Raw genomic sequence first — 20,391 nt, 5'->3', positions numbered from 1 at the left:
AAAAATCAGCTTAGAGTTACAGATAATCAATAAGAAACTTAAAAAAATACCATAATTTTAACAAGAAAATCTGATTGTGCTAAAAAAATGAAAATAATTAATTATATTTTACAAAGTTATGTGAACTAAGCTATCTTAAGGTATTTATGATGAAGTTGCTGTATATAAAGAACAATGGGCATATGATCCATCAAGTGTTGGTGGTTTTAATTTCCTCAAGTCTAATAAAATCAGATTAGGTTCTGAGAATAACTGATTCTATTACAGGAAATAATTTAATTAAGGCCTAGCCTCATCTAAATCTGAAAGAACAAGAATCTTGGAAAAGTACCACTAGTGATTATAAAAAGGCAGTAGAAAATTATGTGAAATGAAAAAAGTAGTTATTATAATATTTACATCTATTTTATATAGTTGTATTACTTATAATCCTGTGATTGCAGATTATAATTTAATTAAAAAAGATGATAAAATAATAAGTTTTAAAGTTTTTTTAAAGAATACAACAAGTAAAGTAGTTGAAATTTCATATAATTTAGAAAAATTGAATGTAGGTTGTGGAAGTTGGGATACATTAGGTATAGAAACTTTTAATATAAGAGATGTAAAAAAGTATTCATTAATAGATAATTTTTTATTAGAAAATAAGAAAGGTGAATATAGAAATTTTTTTAATAGAAAGGCTATACGGAAGGTTTTTTATAATAAAGAAATTATTGATTTTTCAGGACTGGGTGAAATGATAATACACTGTGAAGATAATTCTACTATATTTATTAAGCCTAAAGGCTATATGTTATACGATACGTTATCAATTGACTATAATTTTTTAAAAGTAAAAAATTATGATACAAAAATTAGATTGGTGTATGTATATAGAAGTAGTAATGGTAAATTAGAATTTATAAAGTCTAATTGGATCAACTTAAAAGAGTAATTTTTTAAATGTAAACCCAAATATGCCCCACACCATAACGTGTGGGGTTTAATAATATAGTAATATTTACTTATATTTACACAGCATACGCATTTTTGGTTTTATAGTCACGCAGGAATGCTTCTAGTAAAGTATTTACAATACTCCCCTATTCATATATAAATTTCAGAAAAATGGAGTGTTTTTATGATAAAAATGGAAATGCATTATCCAGTGGAAACTCTGTTGAAGCGCATATCCCTAAAACAGATTATAACCCTAAAGTGATGACTAACTATTAGCTTATGATTTTTAATAAAAGTATTTATAATAATTTATCAGATGATATAAAAGACCAGCATCTTAAGACATGAAGGAGGAGCTAAAGGGCATATTGGGAAACCAAAAGCCAGTCATTCACAAATATATAGTGATCAGAAAAAACAACCTTTATATCCCAAAACCACGCCTGAATTTAAAAAACATATTGAAGATAATATCAAATATTATGAAAAAAAATAAAATAAAAATAGTTTATATTTTTGCCTTTACGATAATTACATTGTTATTTTTTAATTGTAAAAACAAATCTATTCAAGTTAAAATTGAAAATCAAGAGCCTTGGTATGATTCTATAAATAAAAAGGATAGTTTATTTACTATAAAGTTATTTACTACCTTGAGTTTCAAAAATTCAAATTCAAAAGATATTATTATAGAAAGAAAAGATTATAATAATTTCTTTATAATTTTCAGAAAGGATACATTTGCTTTAGTTCCTGAAATAAATTATGCAAAAAAGATAGTTAAAAAAGGAGATAGTATTTCTATTGTATATTTAACAGATTTATATCATAAAGAAAAAGATTTTGATAATCCTGACTTCTTGAAAGAGATTGAAAACTGTTCGATTAAACAATATAACAGTCAGGAAAAAATCAAAAAATCTTCTGAATACAAGATTCAGTCAAGAATAAGTTTATGGAATGCTCCTCCTTCCACAAAAACTATAGATTAACATTAATTAATGTAAATGGCTATTTATAAATAAGAAAAAGTTTGATATTTTCATTAGTGAGTTTATTGTTCTCTTGCAATAAACAGAAGGAGCAAAAAAATATAGTCCCAAAATTAGATTTCGTAATTAATGAATCTTTGAATAAATTAATTTTTCAGGAAATGGAAGAGTTTTCTAAGCATACAAATTATAACTTGGTTAAACTAAAATACCAAAAAAAAGCAAATATTGACTATGTTTTAGTTTCAACCTCTGGAGATTATATACAAGATTCTATATTATACTGTCAAAAAATAAATAATAAACTAGTTTTTGTTTATAAAAGCAGCAATCCTGAGATAAATAAGATTTTTTATTCTCAAAATAATTGTGATAGTATTCCTAAAGAGTTCCTCAAATATAAATATAATTCTAATAATCCTAACTGGAGTGACCCTTGGTATAAAATATTCAAAGTTTTAAAAAAGGATTCTATAGTTCCTTACAATGAGAAATTTGAGGATAGTTTATTTATATCTTTAGAAATCCCTATATCTTATAAATAATGATTCGATAAAAAAATTTAATAATAAAAATACATTTAAAATTATTGATAAAATAATAACATATAAAAAAGATTTATCCAATTACCAGGCTCGAAATTATGATCCGGCGATTGGAAGATGATTTAATTTAGCCCCACTTGTGAAACAAATGAGAAGACTCTCACTTTGTAATTATGCGTTTAATAATCTTATCCGCTTCTTAGACCCCGATGGGATGGCACCAGATGATTGGTTTAAGAATAATCAAACTGGAGAATATGTTTGGATTAACACAGATCCAGATGCAGCAACAGTTGTAGCAAATCATACTTATATTGGTCCTAGTTATGATGACGTAAGAAAAGATTGGCAAGCAAATACAACGGCTATAGAAAGAGTTTTTTCAAACCCTAAAATAGATGCTTCAGGATGGCCAGGAGAAATTGGGGTTCCTAATAATGATAATTTAAGCTTAAAAAGTAAATGGTCTAATTCTGATAGTTTTATAGGTCAATTCTCATATAATTATGTAGATTCTTGGTATACTGTGCTTCGGTTTGCTACATTAAATACTTTTAAAAGTGATACATATTCAGCTAATGATTCAAGATATTTATATTTTGATGGGCACCTCAATATGATTCAGGGGAAAGGGCATTAGAGTTTGTTTCCTCAGTTATACCATACTTAGGAGAAGTAAAATTATTTTCAGGAGCTAAAACACTAAATGCTAGCCAGTTTTCTAAAAAGTTTAAAGAAACTTCCATTTTAAAAGGTTCAGCGAATAGTAGGTGACAGAAAAATAAAATGTATAATTCTTTGATGAGATTATATAATAAGTATGTTGTACCTTGTGGTCTTAATAGTTCAGGGACATTTATAGATGGAACAATATTATTATCAGAAGAAATACAAAAATAAAATATGGCAAATAAAATTTTCGAATTATTAATTAAACAATTAATATCTGTATATATAGGATGCAGTATTATATTTTTATATTATAAAATAATTGGAAAAAATATTTCATATTCTGAAATAATTAATGCAGAGGATAAAAATACAGGTTTAAAAAAGTATAGATATAAGGGATTCTATATAGGGGTTTTATTTATGACAATACTAGTCATTTTAATAGCTGAATTTCTTTAGGGGGTGACTATTATTGATCCTTATGAAAGATATTTTTTTGCAAACAGAGAAAAAACAGTTCCAAGAGTAGTTAAATACACAAATGAAAATTCCAAATATAAAACAAGAACTCTCTAGAGAGAACATCGTTTAATAACCTAATAAATAAGCAATTGAAATTTATTTAAAAATGGTTAAAATATAGGGAGTTATAATGGTGATTCTGGAATAATTGACAATTGGGTTTATTAAAATTAATCTCATGAAAAAGACATATGATAATCTTAAAAAATAATACTAATAGAAAGATTGGCAGTAATAAATATTGGGAATATAAGGTATCTTTTCTTGTTGAATATAAAAAAAAGAATATCGATAAAGAGCTTATTTAAATAAAAATAATGATTCAATAAAAATCTTGTATTATGGTTTATAAAATTTATTTTAAAATAAAACTCTTTGATAAATAAGTTTTATAAGTATAAATACAATAGAAAGGAATGGCAAATGAACTGGTACTTAATATATACAACTACGGGGCAAGAAATTATGAACCTTCAATCGGAAGATGGTTTAATTTAGATCCGCTCGCGGAGAAAATGAGAAGACATTCACCATACAACTATGCGTTTAATAATCCTATCTATTTTATTGATCCGGATGGGATGGCTCCGAATGCCCCACCAGTTAAAGCTAGTCAAGAAATAAAAAATTGGAAAGTTTGGACTGATGATGATGGAACTTGGGAATGGAATAATATTTTGGGAATTTGGGAGGGAATACAAGGAACGAATTATGATGTAGATGATGATGGAACTAGAATAGAAGTAAGAGATATAAATGAAGTTTCAATAATAGGACATGATCCAAATAGTTTAAATCCAAGTACTTTACATAAAAATTTATTTGGTTTAACATATCCGGGAGGTAATAATCCATTAACTTATGGAGGAGATTATACATATGAGTATGTGCCTACCCAATTATCAGAATACCCGGCAATCGGACATGACAGAAGATATGATAATCTAAAAATTGAAGGAGCTTCAGGGCTATTACTTGACACACGAGCAATTGGAGCAGATTGGAGATTTGTAGTTGAATAGTTATTTATAGCTTCAAATCCATTTGGTTATGTTAATACAGGTGATAGCATAATAATTACAAATAATGAAGATAGAGGAAAAGCTCTTATTTTAGGTATTGGTTTAGGAATAGCAGCTACACCTAAAACTATTTTTAAGCTATCTACAGATAATAATGCGTTTTATAATATATATAAAGATTATAAAACAGCAAATAAGGGTGTAGATAATATACCTAGAAAAAATGTATCAAAATAATTTATATATGAAGAGTATATTTAGTTTAGTATTTTTGAGTTTAATTTTTATTATTCAATCGTGTGATAATATAAATAAAATTTCAGCAGGTAGTTATCCTTATTCTGAAAAATATATTGTTAAAATGAACGAGTTAGAATTAATTGATAGAATTAATAAATTTAAAGAAAATAATCCTGAATATAAAGTACCTAATTTGGAAGATCATAGAAGTTCACATGTGTATCGTGTTTATTTTTATTTAACAAGTAAAAACAAGGTTTTTTCATGTTGGACAAGGCCTTGGAAGGATGATGTTTGTAATATTTCAGTATTCGCTTTAGATGCCGTAAGGGATGGAATAGGTTTAGGTAATTGGAAAACAGTAAATACTAAAGATTTAACCAAGGAAGAAAATAAACAAATAAAGCAAGTTTTTAAAGAAAATATTTTAAGTAAGCTGAATTATTAAAATAGATTACTAATGCATATATTCGACATAATATTAGGTAGAGAATTAACCACTTACTTAGGAGCAGGAATCCGATACTTGTATTTACGATTAAGAGGAAAAAAAGTGAAATTTTCCGAGATTTTAAATAGTAAAAAGAAGAGCATGAAATAGATAAAATGTTCAATTCTACTAGAAATTATTATACAGCACTCATAATCGGATTAGTTATTATGGCTTTAATTATGGGATATCGTAAATATTTTATGTAATACTGTTTTTTTATAATAAACATATGAAAGTAAAATACAAGATAAAAGACATACAACAAAGGTTATTTAGTGATAATTAAGTATTTTGCAATTACTTTGATGAAGCATGGGAGGTAGTTTCTAATGCAGGAATTATTATTTGCCCAAAATGTGGTAAACGAAATAATAATCCTTTTTGGAAATATTGATTATATTTTAACAATAATAACCTGCAACTATTAGTTAAATACAATGGAAAGGAATGGCAAAATGAAATCGGACTTAATATATACGATTAAGGGGCTCGAAATTATGATCCAGCAATCGGAAGATGGTTTAACTTAGACACGTTGGCAAAACAATATCGTGGATACTAACCTTATACTTACGCGACAAATATCACTATTTACCCCATATTAAAAGTTAGAAAGAGATGGAAGAATAGTATTGATTAGGAAAACAAATGATATTTTTGATAAACTTTATACTACTGATAATAAAGGAAATGTAAAAGAGAATAAATGTATAATTGTAACAAAAAACAATCCACAAGAAGAAACTATTATCTGTGACTTGGTTACTTCTTATAAAAAAGTATAGAAAAAACTAAATTTGCTAAGTCTTGCTAAAAAATGATTAATATGAATTATATATTACCCATAACAGTATTATTTTCTATTTTTTTTACAAGAAAAAAATAGAAAATAAATTCTTTATAAATGATAAAATCTATAATCAAGTAGTGAAAGGTGTAGATGTATTAAGAAAAAACTCCATTACTAAAAAAATATTCTATATTTTATATTTTTTTTAGAAGAGATAGTTTATATGAAGATAAATTTAAAATAATGGCCAATGTCGACAAAGTAGATTTTTTTACTTACAAAACCAATACAATAATTATTACTCAACCACACAATTTGAAATATAATATATTACTCCCAACCCATACTAATACCTACAAAAATCCATCTCCAGTTATAAATGATAAATTTGATAATAATTACAAAAGGAATAGCATACAAAATAACACAAGATCGCTTACTATATCTTTATAAAGAAAATTTAAATTCAATATTTAGAAATAAAAAAGAGTATGAATTTCCAAAACCACCTAAACCTAAGACTATAAACTCTTTAGAATGAAAAGATAAGAGATAATTATAAGGAAAAATGACAGTAAAATTACTTCCTTTTTAAAAACCCCTGTTAATGATTTTATTAACAGGGGTTTTTATTGTACCCGGAGTGGGAATCGAACCCACACGATATTGCTATCACTGGATTTTGAGTCCAGCGCGTCTACCAATTCCGCCATCCGGGCAAGTAAACAGGGAGGCAAATATACTTATTTATTTTTTTCTTATCAAAATTATCTCCTTATTTTATTCTTTTATATATTCGTATAAATTTTAAAGATGAAAATTATAATTATTAACGGCCCTAATTTGAATCTGTTGGGAAAACGGGAACCTGAAATTTACGGATCTCTTACCTTTGAAGATTATTTTTCTTCCCTTCAAAAAAAATTCGCAGCGGTAGAATTAGAATATTTCCAATCTAACCACGAAGGTACTCTGATTGATAAAATTCATGAAATCGGTTTTTCTTATCAAGGAATCGTAATTAATCCCGGAGCCTTTACCCATTATTCATATGCCTTATATGACGCATTAAAAGCCGTAACCACTCCGGCGATTGAAATCCATATTTCTGATATTGATAAACGTGAAGACTTCCGTAAGGTTTCCGTTACCTCTGCTGCTTGCATTGCTCAAATCAAAGGTAAAGGACTATCCGGATATGAAGATGCAATTCATACATTTATAAAGAATACAAAATAATAAATCTTTGTAGTCATGAAAAATAAAATAAGCGCCAAGGTAATACATCAAATATTATTTATATTAATCATTATTGCCCTGTTTATACTTATAATCAGCCAATTGGCTGTTTTTTTACCTAGTTTGCTAGGAGCTGTTACCCTATATGCTATAACAAGAAATTTTTTTCTTTACTTAACTGAGAAAAAAAAGTGGAATTCCTGGCTGGCATTTATACTTATTTTCGTTCTTGCCCTATTAATTATTGCCGCTCCTGTTTATCTACTTATCGAACTGACCTACTCTAAAGTGCAGACGGCCATTTCTTATTGTGAAAAAATTAGTATTTCTTTAAATAAAATATTAAATGACTTGCAAGTCCATTATGGCTTTAATCTCTTCAGTAAAGAGAATATTATAGAGTTTACAGGATGGGCAAGCAAGTTTATTCCTGATGTATTAAATTCTACCATAAACTCTATAATCGTTTTCTTTTTTTCTTTTTTCATCTTCTTTTTTATGATTATGAATATACGAAGTATGGAATCTACCCTTATGAAATGGTCTCCTTTAAAAGACAATAATAGTATAAAACTAGCCCAACGATTAAAAACAATGATTCAATCTAATGCAATTGGTATTCCGGCCGTAGCTTTGATACAAGGAATAGCTGGAGTAATCGGATATGCCATAGTTGGAGTCGACAATTTATGGTTTTGGTTTGCAGCAACAACTTTCGCTTCCATGATCCCTATTATAGGGTCTGCCCTGGCATATATTCCAATAGCTATTTTACTATTTACTTCAGGACAAAACTGGCAGGCTGTATTTGTTGTGCTTTATGGAATCCTGGTTATTGGAAGTATTGATAATATTTGCCGATTTACCCTGTTAAAAAAATTGGATAATGTACATCCGTTGATTACTGTTTTCGGGGTAATTTTCGGAATGAATATTTTTGGTTTCCTTGGGCTTATTTTTGGACCTATATTACTCTCTTCTTTCTTTCTTCTTTTAGATGTTTACACAGATGAATTTAGCGATAGTAATTAAATTAATGATCTGAAAAACTTTTTGAAGTTATTTCCCAAATAAAAAAGTGTTATAATTTATTATATGAACCTAAAGACCATCTATCTTGGCACTAAATATATAAATGAATATAATGTCAACAATAAATTTTATATCTTAAAAACCTAAAAATGTAAAAAACTATGGCAAAAATATTAAAAATTCATCCGGAAAATCCTTCCGAAAAACAAATAGACCAAATAGTTTCCATATTAAAAAAAGGTGGGGTTATTATATATCCAACCGATACGGTTTATGGACTAGGATGTGATATTTTCAATCATAAAGCCATGGAAAAACTGGCAAGAATAAAGGGCATAAAGCTAGAAAAGGCTCAATTTTCCTTTGTATGTAGTGATTTGAGTGATCTGGCTAAATTTTCCAAACCTATCGATAATTCTATATTTAAATTATTAAAAAGAACTCTACCCGGTCCCTTCACTTTTATTCTTAATGCATCCAACAATTTACCCTCTATTTACAAAAATAAAAAAACCGTAGGTATAAGGATACCAGACAATCCTATTCCAAGAATGATTGTAGAAAAATTGGGGAATCCTATTGCTTCCACTTCTACTTATAGTGATGATGAAATTATTGAATATACCACAGATCCTGAATTAATTGCCGAAAAATATGACAAACTGGTGGATTGGGTTATAGATAGCGGAATGGGTGATCATACAGCTTCTACTGTAGTAGATGTAACCTCTGGAAACCCGGTAATATTAAGGCAAGGAAAGGGAATTTTAGAACCATACTTATAATATAATCATCTAAAAAACAAACAAGTACTTTTTAAGCTAAAACTTTAATTTATACCCATTATAAGAACTTCAATTCTAGCTATAAAACTTGTTAATAATCATTTTAGTATAGCAAACTTAAATAGCCTTTCTTTTTTTAAAAACAATAAAATATAAATCAAGGCAGCAGGAAAAAAAATGCCCGAATTATTTATTCAGGCAAAGAAATATCATTAAAAGCTAAACCATTTTTAGCTAATAAATTTTTCATTTATATATCTTATCTACATTTTTCCAATTATAATTTAAATGGAATAATATATAAGGTAATAGTACTCTTGATTTTTTCAAAAAAAGATTTATATACTCTTGATTACTACTAATTTTTAGTATGTAGGTTTATTTATAAATCCTATTTGGAACTTAATAATTAAAAAGTTCATTAATACTCAACTCTTTAATTTTTCCTAATTTTTCAACAGCATTCCAATCCAAGTTCTCTTTTTTTCCAATTAGAGAAACATTATACTTTTTTCCCTTTATATATTTATTAAAAAAATCTCTTAAATCATACATTTTCATTTCTTTGATTTTTGCATATATTTCTTTTCTTATATCATAATCCAGCCCTCTTTTACGTGCTGCCCTATAAGACCAAAATATATTGGATTTAGTGATCCGGTCCGAAGCAATTTGTTTTAATGCTCCGTTTTTTGCATTCTCAAACTGTTTATCTATCTCAGGCATATGATTCATCAGTTCACTCATAGCTTCAACTGCCTGAGGTAATTTATTTGCTTGCGTTCCCAAATAGCAAGATATAAAATCATAATCTTCTTTTTTGGTAGCAACTGCATAATTTGCATAGGCTGAATAGGCTAGTGAACGGCTTTCACGAATTTCCTGAAATACAATTGAAGATAATCCCCCTCCAAAATATTCATTAAAAACTCTCGCTAAAGACATTTTTCCTACATCAAACAAATCCCCTTTAGACTGAAATAAGATTTCTGCCTGTACCATATCATAAGGTGCATAATATAAAGTACCGTCAGATGATAATTTTTCATATTTTATTGGAGATTTATATGTTAAACCTTTTCCAAAATTATGTGATTTTAAAAGTGCTTTTTCAGCTACTGACATTCTTTTACCGTAATAAAAAATTTCTTTCTTATAATTATGTAAATCATGAATTATATCTACCAGATCCTGAGGATTTTTATTTTTTAATTTATCCTTAGAAATATTATTTGTAATCCGGTTAAATTTACCATATTGAGCATAAATAGCTAAAGCTTTAAAAATAGATTGTTTGTTTAGTTTAGAATTTTTTCGGCTTTTCTTAATTGTTTTCACATAATCATTATAGGCATCCGCATCCGGCAGAGCCCGAGAAAATAAATGCTCAAGTAAATCTAACCCTTGCGGGATATTCTCTTCCAAACCTTTCAGGTGAACATATATTCTGTCATTATATACTTGTACATCGTAAGTAACTCCAGCCTTATAAAATTCTTGTTCCAGCTGGGATTTACTATATCGATCAGTCCCTAATAAATGAAGATAATTTAAAGCTAAAATTAAATCTTTATTATTATCTGTTCCAAAATCATATATAAAATAAAGTCCGGCCAACTCATTTGTTGTATTTTTTATAAAATAAAAAGGGGTATGCTCTAATTCTTTTACTTTAATAAGTGCTTTATAATCTAAAAATACCGGTTTAATTTCTTTTTCTGGAATCTGGGAAAATTCTTTGTAAAATAGAGATTGATCTGTACGGTTCAAAACAATAGGGGTAATACCCGGATTTTCTACTCTTATTAATTTATTGTTTTCTCCTTTTTCTTTAAAAACTACCACATAATTATTCTGATAAAAATTATTGGCAAATTGCATTAATTCCTGTTTGGTTATCTGGCTTAATTGATCAATTTCTCCTAAAACCTCTTCCCAAGATTGTTTTTGAATAAAAGCGTTATACATTTTAGTTGCTACCCCATTAGCTTTCTCCCAAGATCTCAATCGTCTAGTTTTTAAATCTTTTACTATAGCAACTAATAACCAATCTTCAAAATTTCCTTTTTTAATTTCTTCTAATTGTTCTAATAATAATTGCTGTACTTGTTCTAGAGTTTGCCCTTCCTTTGGAGCTCCATAGAGAACATGTATTCCATAATCTTTAAATATACTAGTATAAGACCCTGCTCCATGTGCCCTTTGTTTTTGGTTAATGTTCATATCAATAAGTCCGGCTCCGGTATTACTTAGAATCATATCTATCATTTGCACATATAATTCTTCTTTACTCCCTGTGCCTTCAGTTCTGAAAGCTAACTGCAACCTTTCTGAAGTCGGACTTTTTACCACTCTTTTTATAACATGATTGAGCGGTTTTTCTATTACCTTTTTCTTTACTGGTTGTTCCTTATACTCGAAACTACCAAAATATTTATCTATAAGCTGTATGGTTTTATTATACTCTAAATCTCCCACTAAAACCAACGCCATATTATTAGGAACATAATATGTATTAAAATATTTATGAATTGCTTTCATAGAAGGATTTTTTAAATGCTCTGATTTTCCCAATGTGGTTTGCTGTCCATAATTATGAGTTGGAAATAAGGCATCCATTAGTTCATAATTCACTAAACGGGCATCATTATCTTGCGCCCTGTTAAATTCCTCATATACTGCTTCCAATTCAGTATGAAAAAGTCTGAGTACCAATTCTGAAAATCTTTCTTTTTCTACAAACAACCATTTTTCTAATACATTGGCAGGAATGTTATTTTTATAAATTGTTTCATCTAACCAAGTATGGGCATTGGTTCCGGTTGCTCCCAAGTTAGAAATCATTTTATCATATTCATTTGCAATTGCATATTTTGAAGCCTCTTTTGAAACACTATCGATTTTTTTATAGATTTTTTTCTTCATTTCAGGATCTGTTTCTTTTTTATGTTTTTCGTATAAATCCGAAATTTGTTCCAGTAATTGTGATTCATTATCCCAGTTCAAAGTTCCTATTTTACTGGTTCCTTTAAATAACATATGCTCTAAATAGTGTGCTAACCCTGTATTTTCGGAAGGATCGTTAGACGATCCTGTTCTTACAGCAATATAGGTCTGTATCCTAGGTTCATCTTTATTCTGTGATAAATAAACTTTTAATCCATTTTTTAAAGTGTATACTCTAGACTTTGAAGGATCCCCATTTACTATTTCATAGGCATATCCCTTAGCATCTGTATGAATTTCTGTGTAATAATTTTGTGCTTTTGCCATGATGACCGAATAATATGTAATTAATAAAACTAAAATTGATTTTTTCATATTAATTAGTTATTTTACTATGATTTTAGAATAATATTTTTTTTAAATAAAAATAACCTACGAATGCTGAACATAAAGAAGTTGTAAGTATGATAAATTTAGCATGATTTATATAATACTGTTGTGATATAGGATCAAATGCCAAAAGGGTAATAAATATTGACATAGTAAACCCTATTCCTCCTAAAAATCCAACCCCAAGCATTTGTTTCCATAAAACCCCTTCAGGTAATTTAGAAATTTTACCAACACAGGCTAAAATGCTGAAAAGCATAATTCCTAAAGGTTTTCCTAGAAACAGACCAAAAAAAATACCCTGGCTATAGCGTTGAGTAAAAATATTTTGTATATCTGAATTCACAACAATAGCTGTATTAGCTAATGCAAAAAGCGGAAGAATAATATAATTTACCGGTCGATGTAACGAATGTTGCAATTTTGAAAAATTAACTTTTTTCTCTCCTTTTTGAAATGGAATAGCAAAGGCTAATAGTACACCAGAAATGGTTGCATGAACTCCTGAATTTAGCATAAAATACCACATAAAAATCCCTCCTACTAAATAAGGTATTAAAGAATAGATCTTTACTTTATTTAGAAAAAGCAATACTCCCCATATCATTAATGCAATACTTAAATGAAGTACAGACAAATCCTGAGTATAAAATAAGGCAATCACCACAATTGCTCCAAAATCATCAATTACGGCTAAAGCAGTTAAAAATACCTTAAGAGCCCCTGGAACTCTTTTCCCTAATAGTGAAAGAACCCCTAAAGCAAAAGCTATATCAGTAGCCATAGGTATTCCGGCTCCTGATTGTGTTTGAGTTCCGTAATTAAAAAGCATATAAATAAATGCTGGAATGATCATTCCTCCTAAAGCTCCCATTATAGGTAGCAAAGCTTTTTTGAGGTTTGCTAATTCACCGGCATAAATTTCTCTTTTAATTTCTAAGCCTACAGATAAAAAAAATACGGCCATTAAAGCTTCATTTATAAACGTTTCAAACGTCAAGGGTTTTCCATGGAAATTAAAAAAATTAAAATCACCAAATTGTAATCTTACCGGAATTTCCCAAAGTTCCAAATAAAAAATCTGCACAGGTGAATTTGCTATGATCAAAGAAATAAGAGTACATAATATAAGCAATATTCCGGTAGATTGTTCTTTTTGAAAAAAATTTATAAATGATTTACTAAGCCGATTCATTGTAAATTACTAAAACATAAAACTTTATTTTTCTATTTAGTTATGACATAATAAAAACTGCAATTTACAACTTTCTGTATTTATAAATATTTGAGATACAAAAACGTCACCTAAGTTTTCAGTATTTGTAGTTAGTATTTAATGGTATTATTATTTTGATGATGTTGTTTATATTTGATTTACTTACTTTTGTAAATTATTTTAACCATTTGAATAAATGTTAACAATTCTCAGAACCTTTTTCGGTTACTTAGTCAGACCCCAATTATACCCTGAATTATTAAGAAAAATTTATAAAAATATTTTTGATAGAGGAAGTGCTTTTAAAGGAAAAAAAGAAGCGGAAAATTGGTGTGCAAAAATGGCTATAAGCCAAAAAGAAGCGATTTTAAAAATAACAAATTCACATTTTTCTTTATCTACTGAATTCCCTAAGGTATTAGAAGAAGCAAAAAAAATGGAATTAAATTGCCCGGTAAAAATGGGTGGAGCCGGAGCTATGGATTTAATTTATGGAATATGTGAATATACACAGGCAAAAAATGTTTTAGAAACAGGAGTTGCTTACGGATGGAGCTCTTTAGCAGCTTTATTGTCCTTACAAAAAAGAGAAGGAATTTTATATAGTTCGGATATGCCTTATTTAGACAGAAATAATGATAAATTCGTAGGCTGTGTAGTTCCTGATTCATTACGTAAATATTGGAAATTATTTCGTTTTGCAGATAAAGAATCTTTACCAAAGATTTTTACCCAACAATCTCATTTTGACGTTGCACATTATGACAGTGATAAAAGTTATAAAGGAAGGATATGGGCTTATAAAATCATCTGGGATAAGATTTCTCCTAAAGGTTTTTTTATCAGTGATGATATTGGGGATAATTCTGCATTTATAGATTGGGTTCAAGAAAATAAATTAAATGCTGTAATTGTAGAATTTGAAAGAAAATATATTGGGATTGTACAAAAAATATAAAATTATTTTATGATATCTTATGAAGAAATTCTGGAGTGGTTATATTCTCAGGTTTCAAACTATCAAAATATAGGAAAATCTGCTTATAAACCCGGATTTGAAAATATTCTGAAATTATGTGATATTTTGGGAAACCCTCAAAACAAATTTAAATCTATTCATGTAGCAGGAACTAACGGTAAAGGGAGTGTTTCTAATATGACCGCTTCTATTTTGAAGGAATCCGGATATAAAGTAGGGCTATTTACCTCTCCTCATTTAAAAAATTTCGCAGAACGTATTCGAATAAATGGTAAAGAATGTCCTCAAGAATTTATTTATCAATTTCTTGTTGAAATTCAATCTTATTTTTCAAAAGATTTTAATCCTTCTTTTTTTGAACTGACTACTGCTATGTCTTTTTCATATTTTGCAAAAGAAAAAGTAGATATTGCAGTCATAGAAGTCGGCTTAGGAGGCCGTTTAGATTCTACTAACATCATCATCCCTGAAGTTTGTGCTATTACAAGTATATCTATGGATCATACTGACTTATTAGGAGATACTTTAGAAAAAATAGCTAAGGAAAAGGCAGGTATTATTAAAGAGGGAATACCTGTAGTTATTGGTGAAAATAAAGAAAATATTAAATCTTTATTAATTAACATTGCTGAAGAAAAAAAAGCTAAACACTTAGATGCTACCCTAATACAAAACAACTACATTTCAGACCTTAAAGGTATTTACCAATTTCAAAATATAAAAACTACTTTAGGAATTATTAAAATCTTACAAGAAAAAGGTTATAATATAAATAATCATGCCATTGAAATTGGATTACTACATGTAAACAAAAACATGAATTTCAGAGGAAGATGGGAAATTCTCCAACAAAAAGATCCATTAATTGTATGTGACACAGCACATAATGAAGATGGTTTCAAACAATTATCTCGACAATTTAAAACTTTATCATATAAACATTTAAGGATTGTTATAGGATTTGTAAAAGGTAAAGATTTAGATAAAATATTTCCTTTACTCCCTGTAAATGGAATTTATTATTTTGTGAAACCTTCCATAAAAAGGGGTTTAAGTCCTAATCAATATAAGATGAAAATTGAACAATATTTTTCTAATTATAAGATATATAACAGTGTACTTGAAGGCTTTACAAATGCTAAAAATGATTCCGATAAAGATGATATTATATTTATCGGAGGAAGTAATTTTGTAGTATCAGAAATTTTTTAAAAAAATATTTGCAAGTATAAAAAATGAGCGTATATTTGCAATCCAATTACAAAACAAAGTAATTACACAAGGTTCTTAAACATATTTTGTTTAGATTAAAGAGGGCGATTAGCTCAGCTGGTTCAGAGCACCTGCCTTACAAGCAGGGGGTCGCAGGTTCGAACCCTGCATCGCCCACCATAAAAAACCTTACTCTTAAATCAGTCAAGGTTTTTTTATTGGTACAGACCCATGGTGTAACGGTAGCACACCGGTTTTTGGTACCGTTTGTCGGGGTTCGAATCCCTGTGGGTCTACTTTTTTATAAGTAAATTAATTTAAATTTTGTAATTAAATAAATTTAAATTAAATTTGCAACCGCAAAATTAAAAAAGAACCTGTAGTTAGGTTGTGGATTTTAAATATTTTAAAAAGAAAATTTAAAAAAAGTTATGGCAAACCATAAGTCAGCGTTAAAAAGAGTAAGACAAAACCATGTAAGAAGGTTACGCAATAAATATTATCATAAATCTACTCGTACAGCTATAAAAGAGCTAAGAGAAGAAACTGAAAAAAACGTTGCAGTAGAAAAATTACCATCTGTCTTCTCTCAAATAGACAAATTGGCAAAAAGAAATATAATTCATAAAAATAAAGCTGCCAATCTAAAGTCGAAATTAAGCAAGCATGTAAATGCTCTTTAATATAAAATAACTATTGGCCCGTTCGTCTATCGGCTAGGACTTCAGATTTTCATTCTGGCAAGAGGGGTTCGACTCCCCTACGGGCTACTTAATTAAAAATCACTTAAGTATATTAAGTGATTTTTTTGTATTCTATTTTTTCTAATAAATTTTTTCATCTGAATTTTTTATTTTCTTTTGATCTCGGTTGGTTACAATGTAAAACTTGTCTTTAGACCATTGTGCTAAAAATATTTTTGATATATCTGTATAGCCCTCTTTTTTTAATTCTTTTTTCAGCCATTCTTCATCTTTGTCTATTCCTTCAAGATATACATGATTAATACGTCCGTTTATAACTAATAAAACTGTATATTGATCAAAATCATCTGTAAAGGCTGTAAGAGATCCATCTTGTTCTAATTGCGCAAAATAAATTTTTGAAATATCATATATACCTTTGCTTTTCAACATATTTGCATAGGTCAATAAATCAATTTTAGATTTTTTAAACCCTTCTACATTTAACTTTCCTTTTATAACTAAGGGAATAATTGGACCTTCTACCATTTTACGGATTAAACCATTTCTTTTCATTATATAAGCAACTATATATATAATCAAAGTCCACATAAATAAGACAATAGCAAATTCTAAAATTGTTATATCCGGATTATAAATAATTCCTCCTACAAGACCTCCTAAAATAATATTCTGTACTAGATCAATACCTGAAACTTGATTTAAAATAGTCCTACCAACAATTTTTATATACACTAAAATGGCAATGAATGCCACAATGAGTTTAAATCCTATCAATAAGTTTTTTGGTATATCTATGTAATTTAACGTACTTTCTAGCATAATAAAAAAAATTTCAGTTTAACATATTTTTCCTGAATAATATATGTTTATTGAATTATAAATAAATATGTACGCAAATATAATAATTAAGATAAACATAATATAATTATATTGCATATTAAACAAAAAAAACTCAGATGAAAATCACCTGAGTTTTTTTATATTTTTAAAATTATTAGAATCTCATCCCCAAAGTAAGAACAAAATTATTTTGCGTATTCTTTATTTTACCAAAGGTTACACTATCAAATATTGGAGATAATGGACCTTCAGAACCAGGTCCAAAATTTCTTATTTCTTTGTTGTTATAATAAGCTCCTGAAAAAGAAGTATAATAATCTGTTTTTATAAACTGATATGCAAAATCTGCAAAAAATTGTCCTATATCATAACCTAAACCGAAAGAAAATTTATTTTTTTCACCTGCCATATAATTTTTCACCATTGAATCTGTCCCTGTTTCATAATTAAATCCTGTTATAGTGTTATCTTTTACAGGAGATGACATATAAGCATACCCTGCTCTTACTTTTAACTCTTTAAATCTATACTCAATACCTGCACGATATTCTTGAGAATCATGCATATAATTATCGACAAAAGTATTATTTAACCTATAATCGGGACTGCCTTTAAATTCATAATCTTTATTAAAATAATTTATAAAGTCAAAGTTAAAAGCTAACGAATTATCATCATTGACAATGTCGGATGCATAAGCTGCACTTAAAACTAATTTACCAGGTGCTGTAACTTTATACTTATCATAATAACCATAATAAATATCCCAATTTAAAACATTATCTTTAGAAACTTCTGCTGTAAAATAATTATAACCTGTATCTATGTCAGACCACCATATCGGAGAATGATAAGCTGCTCCTAATCTTAATTCAGGAAAAACTTTTCCTATTACCCCTACAGATAAACCAAAACCATTGGCATCTTGAGAATATGGTGTTCCTTGTCGATAAAAATAACCTAAATTATTATCAGAAAGCAACCTATCTGAATAACTATCCATTCTATCCATACTTATATAATGCCAATCTAATCCTAAACCAAAATAAATAACATCATCAAAATTAGTAGCAATACTAAATTTTAATTTGGATTTATATCCGTCTACAGATTGTTCATAACTGTTAAAATCAAACTCTTGATTGTTTATAGTATAAACATAATTTTCATTATATGGAAAAACTACATCATTATCTAATCTCTGATAACTATAATTCACTCCTAAATTTAATTTGAGACGATCTGATTCATCACCAAATGCCATAACAAATCCAGCATTAGAAAAGTTAAAATTTGTATCGGTATTGGAATATGAATTTTTCATAGTTGCTTTATTTTTATTAGATAAAACACCCAATGTTAAATTTGCAACAGAATTTCTAAATATTCCTAATCCAGCAGGATTGGTTTCTACAGCGCTTATATCTCCACCTAAAGCTCCCATAGATTCTCCCATACCTATATACCTTGCTGTCCCAGAATTTTCAAAATTTCCATTATATGCATTTAATCCATCATATATAGAATTTGGGTCAAAAATCTGAGATTTTCCATACTGAAACATTGCTAATAAAGCAGTAAAGAGTACTATTTTTTTATTCATAGCTAATTAAAATATTTAATAATTTTTACTATCTTCTTCCTCCAATGGAACCTCCTCTACTTCCACCAAATGAACCTCCTCCTATAGAACCTCCTCTACTTCCACCAAATGAACCTCCTCCTATTGAGCCTCCTCTGCTTCCTGAAGAAGGAGAATATGACGGCACAGAACGACTTTCTGAATTATAATTTCTTGATGGTTGAGATGTTCCAGACATTTCCCTATTTGATGAACCAATGGAGCTGTTTCTGCTGCCACTGAATGTTCCATTTCGAGAGCCTCCTATTACATCGGAACTAATTCTTGCTCTTCCTGAAGTATTATTATTTATTCCACTGTTTCGTGAACTAGAAGTACTTAAAGCATTTTTGTCTCTAGATGTGTTTCCTATTCTTGACCCAGATATAGCATTATTTCTAGATCCATTTACTAAACCGCCTCTACTACCAGAAATAACATTATTACGCACAGTTTGTCGTTGAACATCTTGTAGTTGTCTGCTTCGTACAGATGAATAAGATTGGTCAAGATATGAGGAATTTCTTCCATATACCATACTTGTTGGTCTTGGACCATAATTGGCATAATATCTAGGATTATTCCATCCCCAATATCCATGGTGCCACCTATCCCAATAGGAAGGATATCCCCAACCCCAAGATGGTCCCCAAGAATTTCCCCAGCCCCAACCGGACCAGCCCCAGCTCCATCCTATAGAAACATTCCAATTCCATCCGCCATAAGGTCCCCAATAGCTGTTAAATCCCCAAGGGCCTCCCCAATAATAAGAGCCAAAATATGGATAATAACCACCACCATAATAATAATTATTAACTACTGTTCCTCCATCATCACCCCAAACGTCATTACTCTGATAAGACGAACGATTACTATTAACATTAGAATTATTAGATGCATCATCATATAATAAATCACTTGCTTTGGTTGTAGGGTCAATATAACGTTTCCCTATCCTTACTTCGTCAGAACTTCCAGATGGTTGATTATCGTTATATACATAATCATAAGATTTTTGTGTTTTATTTTTCTTTTTAGGATTGTAATAAATACTATCTTCTCCCGCATAAGACTGTCCCGTATAACATGAAATTAAAAGGCTAATTAACAAAAAGAAAACTCCTGTCGTTAACCAAAATCTTTTTAATATACTATTAATATTATTCATGATATTTTTTTTAGTAGTTTATATATTATATTTTTGTT

General features: G+C 28.7%; 18 protein-coding genes and 4 tRNA genes. 15 read left to right on the top strand and 7 right to left on the bottom strand.

Annotated elements, in window-relative coordinates; translation table 11 throughout:
* Nucleotides 1-370: 370 nt before the first annotated feature.
* The 4 genes from C4S77_RS02265 to C4S77_RS02250 all read left to right on the top strand — a co-directional run bounded on the left by C4S77_RS02265 (nt 371) and on the right by C4S77_RS02250 (nt 3,119).
* The gene (locus tag C4S77_RS02265) at nt 371-937 is read left to right on the top strand and encodes a hypothetical protein (RefSeq protein ID WP_105194137.1); all 567 of its coding nucleotides are present in this window, start codon (nt 371-373) and stop codon (nt 935-937) included.
* 487 nt (nt 938-1,424) lie between these two features.
* Nucleotides 1,425-1,934, top strand: coding sequence for a hypothetical protein (locus C4S77_RS02260; RefSeq protein ID WP_105245771.1), 510 nt, complete (start codon nt 1,425-1,427; stop codon nt 1,932-1,934).
* Between the two features lie 137 nt (nt 1,935-2,071).
* The gene (locus tag C4S77_RS02255) at nt 2,072-2,479 is read left to right on the top strand and encodes a hypothetical protein (RefSeq protein ID WP_146106011.1); all 408 of its coding nucleotides are present in this window, start codon (nt 2,072-2,074) and stop codon (nt 2,477-2,479) included.
* Between the two features lie 148 nt (nt 2,480-2,627).
* Entirely contained in the window at nt 2,628-3,119 is a 492-nt protein-coding gene (locus tag C4S77_RS02250) for a hypothetical protein (RefSeq protein ID WP_146106010.1), read from the top strand.
* Here the strand turns inward: C4S77_RS02250 and C4S77_RS13300 are convergent.
* Complete coding sequence (locus C4S77_RS13300; protein WP_260209345.1) at nt 3,091-3,225, bottom strand: hypothetical protein; 135 nt, start codon at nt 3,223-3,225, stop codon at nt 3,091-3,093. The two genes, C4S77_RS02250 and C4S77_RS13300, sit on opposite strands and share 29 nt — an antisense overlap.
* 864 nt (nt 3,226-4,089) lie before the next feature.
* Here C4S77_RS13300 and C4S77_RS02240 point away from each other — a divergent pair.
* The gene (locus C4S77_RS02240) at nt 4,090-4,695 is read left to right on the top strand and encodes an RHS repeat-associated core domain-containing protein (protein ID WP_260209343.1); all 606 of its coding nucleotides are present in this window, start codon (nt 4,090-4,092) and stop codon (nt 4,693-4,695) included.
* Nucleotides 4,696-4,939: 244 nt separating this feature from the next.
* A complete protein-coding gene (locus C4S77_RS02235) occupies nt 4,940-5,383 on the top strand; it encodes a hypothetical protein (RefSeq protein ID WP_105245765.1) in 444 nt (147 codons plus the stop codon).
* Nucleotides 5,384-6,853: 1,470 nt separating this feature from the next.
* Here the strand turns inward: C4S77_RS02235 and C4S77_RS02230 are convergent.
* Nucleotides 6,854-6,937 (bottom strand) — tRNA-Leu (locus C4S77_RS02230).
* 94 nt (nt 6,938-7,031) lie between these two features.
* Between C4S77_RS02230 and aroQ the strand changes: the two genes are divergently transcribed.
* The 3 genes from aroQ (at nt 7,032) to C4S77_RS02215 (ending at nt 9,274) form a co-directional block, all read left to right on the top strand.
* Entirely contained in the window at nt 7,032-7,457 is a 426-nt protein-coding gene (aroQ, locus tag C4S77_RS02225) for a type II 3-dehydroquinate dehydratase (protein ID WP_105194148.1), read from the top strand.
* 15 nt (nt 7,458-7,472) lie between these two features.
* Nucleotides 7,473-8,489, top strand: a complete 1,017-nt coding sequence (locus C4S77_RS02220; RefSeq protein ID WP_105194149.1) for an AI-2E family transporter — start codon at nt 7,473-7,475, stop codon at nt 8,487-8,489.
* A gap of 161 nt (nt 8,490-8,650) precedes the next feature.
* Nucleotides 8,651-9,274 carry an L-threonylcarbamoyladenylate synthase gene (locus tag C4S77_RS02215; protein WP_105245763.1) on the top strand — a complete coding sequence of 208 codons (624 nt, stop codon included), beginning with the start codon at nt 8,651-8,653 and terminating at the stop codon, nt 9,272-9,274.
* A 402-nt stretch (nt 9,275-9,676) separates the two neighbouring features.
* Here C4S77_RS02215 and C4S77_RS02210 read toward each other — a convergent pair whose 3' ends face one another.
* Nucleotides 9,677-12,595 carry a M16 family metallopeptidase gene (locus tag C4S77_RS02210; RefSeq protein ID WP_105245761.1) on the bottom strand — a complete coding sequence of 973 codons (2,919 nt, stop codon included), beginning with the start codon at nt 12,593-12,595 and terminating at the stop codon, nt 9,677-9,679.
* A 25-nt stretch (nt 12,596-12,620) separates the two neighbouring features.
* Entirely contained in the window at nt 12,621-13,805 is a 1,185-nt protein-coding gene (gene nhaA / locus C4S77_RS02205; protein WP_105245759.1) for a Na+/H+ antiporter NhaA, read from the bottom strand.
* Between the two features lie 217 nt (nt 13,806-14,022).
* On the opposite strand from nhaA, the gene C4S77_RS02200 reads away from it, so the two are divergent.
* The 6 genes from C4S77_RS02200 to C4S77_RS02175 all read left to right on the top strand — a co-directional run bounded on the left by C4S77_RS02200 (nt 14,023) and on the right by C4S77_RS02175 (nt 16,787).
* Entirely contained in the window at nt 14,023-14,784 is a 762-nt protein-coding gene (locus tag C4S77_RS02200; protein ID WP_105245757.1) for a class I SAM-dependent methyltransferase, read from the top strand.
* A gap of 9 nt (nt 14,785-14,793) precedes the next feature.
* Nucleotides 14,794-16,017 (top strand): bifunctional folylpolyglutamate synthase/dihydrofolate synthase, encoded by a 1,224-nt coding sequence (locus C4S77_RS02195; RefSeq protein WP_105245755.1) that lies wholly within the window; start codon nt 14,794-14,796, stop codon nt 16,015-16,017.
* A gap of 102 nt (nt 16,018-16,119) precedes the next feature.
* A tRNA-Val gene (locus C4S77_RS02190) sits at nt 16,120-16,197 on the top strand.
* 45 nt (nt 16,198-16,242) lie between these two features.
* A tRNA-Gln gene (locus C4S77_RS02185) sits at nt 16,243-16,313 on the top strand.
* Between the two features lie 135 nt (nt 16,314-16,448).
* Entirely contained in the window at nt 16,449-16,700 is a 252-nt protein-coding gene (gene rpsT, locus C4S77_RS02180) for a 30S ribosomal protein S20 (protein WP_105194155.1), read from the top strand.
* Between the two features lie 15 nt (nt 16,701-16,715).
* A tRNA-Glu gene (locus C4S77_RS02175) sits at nt 16,716-16,787 on the top strand.
* Between the two features lie 54 nt (nt 16,788-16,841).
* On the opposite strand, the gene C4S77_RS02170 is transcribed toward C4S77_RS02175, so the two are convergent.
* The 3 genes from C4S77_RS02170 to C4S77_RS02160 form a co-directional block, all read right to left on the bottom strand.
* On the bottom strand, nt 16,842-17,543 hold the full coding sequence (locus C4S77_RS02170; RefSeq protein ID WP_105245754.1) for a DUF421 domain-containing protein: 702 nt from the start codon (nt 17,541-17,543) through the stop codon (nt 16,842-16,844).
* 175 nt (nt 17,544-17,718) lie between these two features.
* Nucleotides 17,719-19,167 carry an OmpP1/FadL family transporter gene (locus tag C4S77_RS02165; RefSeq protein ID WP_105245752.1) on the bottom strand — a complete coding sequence of 483 codons (1,449 nt, stop codon included), beginning with the start codon at nt 19,165-19,167 and terminating at the stop codon, nt 17,719-17,721.
* A 28-nt stretch (nt 19,168-19,195) separates the two neighbouring features.
* Nucleotides 19,196-20,353, bottom strand: a complete 1,158-nt coding sequence (locus C4S77_RS02160; protein ID WP_105245750.1) for a VENN motif pre-toxin domain-containing protein — start codon at nt 20,351-20,353, stop codon at nt 19,196-19,198.
* Nucleotides 20,354-20,391: the final 38 nt, after the last annotated feature.

Source organism: Apibacter adventoris (genome assembly GCF_002964975.1).
In the GTDB taxonomy this organism is placed as follows: Bacteria; Bacteroidota; Bacteroidia; order Flavobacteriales; family Weeksellaceae; genus Apibacter; species Apibacter adventoris.
Note: the sequence above shows the minus strand (reverse complement) of the source record. Positions and strands in the feature narration are given on the sequence as shown.

What these genes read in the sequence shown, in the direction of transcription:
- C4S77_RS02265 (WP_105194137.1), top strand. Translation starts at nt 371, where the DNA reads ATGAAAAAAGTAGTTATTATAATATTTACATCTATTTTATATAGTTGT.
- C4S77_RS02260 (WP_105245771.1), top strand. Translation starts at nt 1,425, where the DNA reads ATGAAAAAAAATAAAATAAAAATAGTTTATATTTTTGCCTTTACGATA.
- C4S77_RS02250 (WP_146106010.1), top strand. Translation starts at nt 2,628, where the DNA reads ATGAGAAGACTCTCACTTTGTAATTATGCGTTTAATAATCTTATCCGC.
- C4S77_RS13300 (WP_260209345.1), bottom strand. Translation starts at nt 3,225, where the DNA reads ATGGAAGTTTCTTTAAACTTTTTAGAAAACTGGCTAGCATTTAGTGTT.
- C4S77_RS02240 (WP_260209343.1), top strand. Translation starts at nt 4,090, where the DNA reads ATGGCAAATGAACTGGTACTTAATATATACAACTACGGGGCAAGAAAT.
- C4S77_RS02235 (WP_105245765.1), top strand. Translation starts at nt 4,940, where the DNA reads ATGAAGAGTATATTTAGTTTAGTATTTTTGAGTTTAATTTTTATTATT.
- aroQ (WP_105194148.1), top strand. Translation starts at nt 7,032, where the DNA reads ATGAAAATTATAATTATTAACGGCCCTAATTTGAATCTGTTGGGAAAA.
- C4S77_RS02220 (WP_105194149.1), top strand. Translation starts at nt 7,473, where the DNA reads ATGAAAAATAAAATAAGCGCCAAGGTAATACATCAAATATTATTTATA.
- C4S77_RS02215 (WP_105245763.1), top strand. Translation starts at nt 8,651, where the DNA reads ATGGCAAAAATATTAAAAATTCATCCGGAAAATCCTTCCGAAAAACAA.
- C4S77_RS02210 (WP_105245761.1), bottom strand. Translation starts at nt 12,595, where the DNA reads ATGAAAAAATCAATTTTAGTTTTATTAATTACATATTATTCGGTCATC.
- nhaA (WP_105245759.1), bottom strand. Translation starts at nt 13,805, where the DNA reads ATGAATCGGCTTAGTAAATCATTTATAAATTTTTTTCAAAAAGAACAA.
- C4S77_RS02200 (WP_105245757.1), top strand. Translation starts at nt 14,023, where the DNA reads ATGTTAACAATTCTCAGAACCTTTTTCGGTTACTTAGTCAGACCCCAA.
- C4S77_RS02195 (WP_105245755.1), top strand. Translation starts at nt 14,794, where the DNA reads ATGATATCTTATGAAGAAATTCTGGAGTGGTTATATTCTCAGGTTTCA.
- rpsT (WP_105194155.1), top strand. Translation starts at nt 16,449, where the DNA reads ATGGCAAACCATAAGTCAGCGTTAAAAAGAGTAAGACAAAACCATGTA.
- C4S77_RS02170 (WP_105245754.1), bottom strand. Translation starts at nt 17,543, where the DNA reads ATGCTAGAAAGTACGTTAAATTACATAGATATACCAAAAAACTTATTG.
- C4S77_RS02165 (WP_105245752.1), bottom strand. Translation starts at nt 19,167, where the DNA reads ATGAATAAAAAAATAGTACTCTTTACTGCTTTATTAGCAATGTTTCAG.
- C4S77_RS02160 (WP_105245750.1), bottom strand. Translation starts at nt 20,353, where the DNA reads ATGAATAATATTAATAGTATATTAAAAAGATTTTGGTTAACGACAGGA.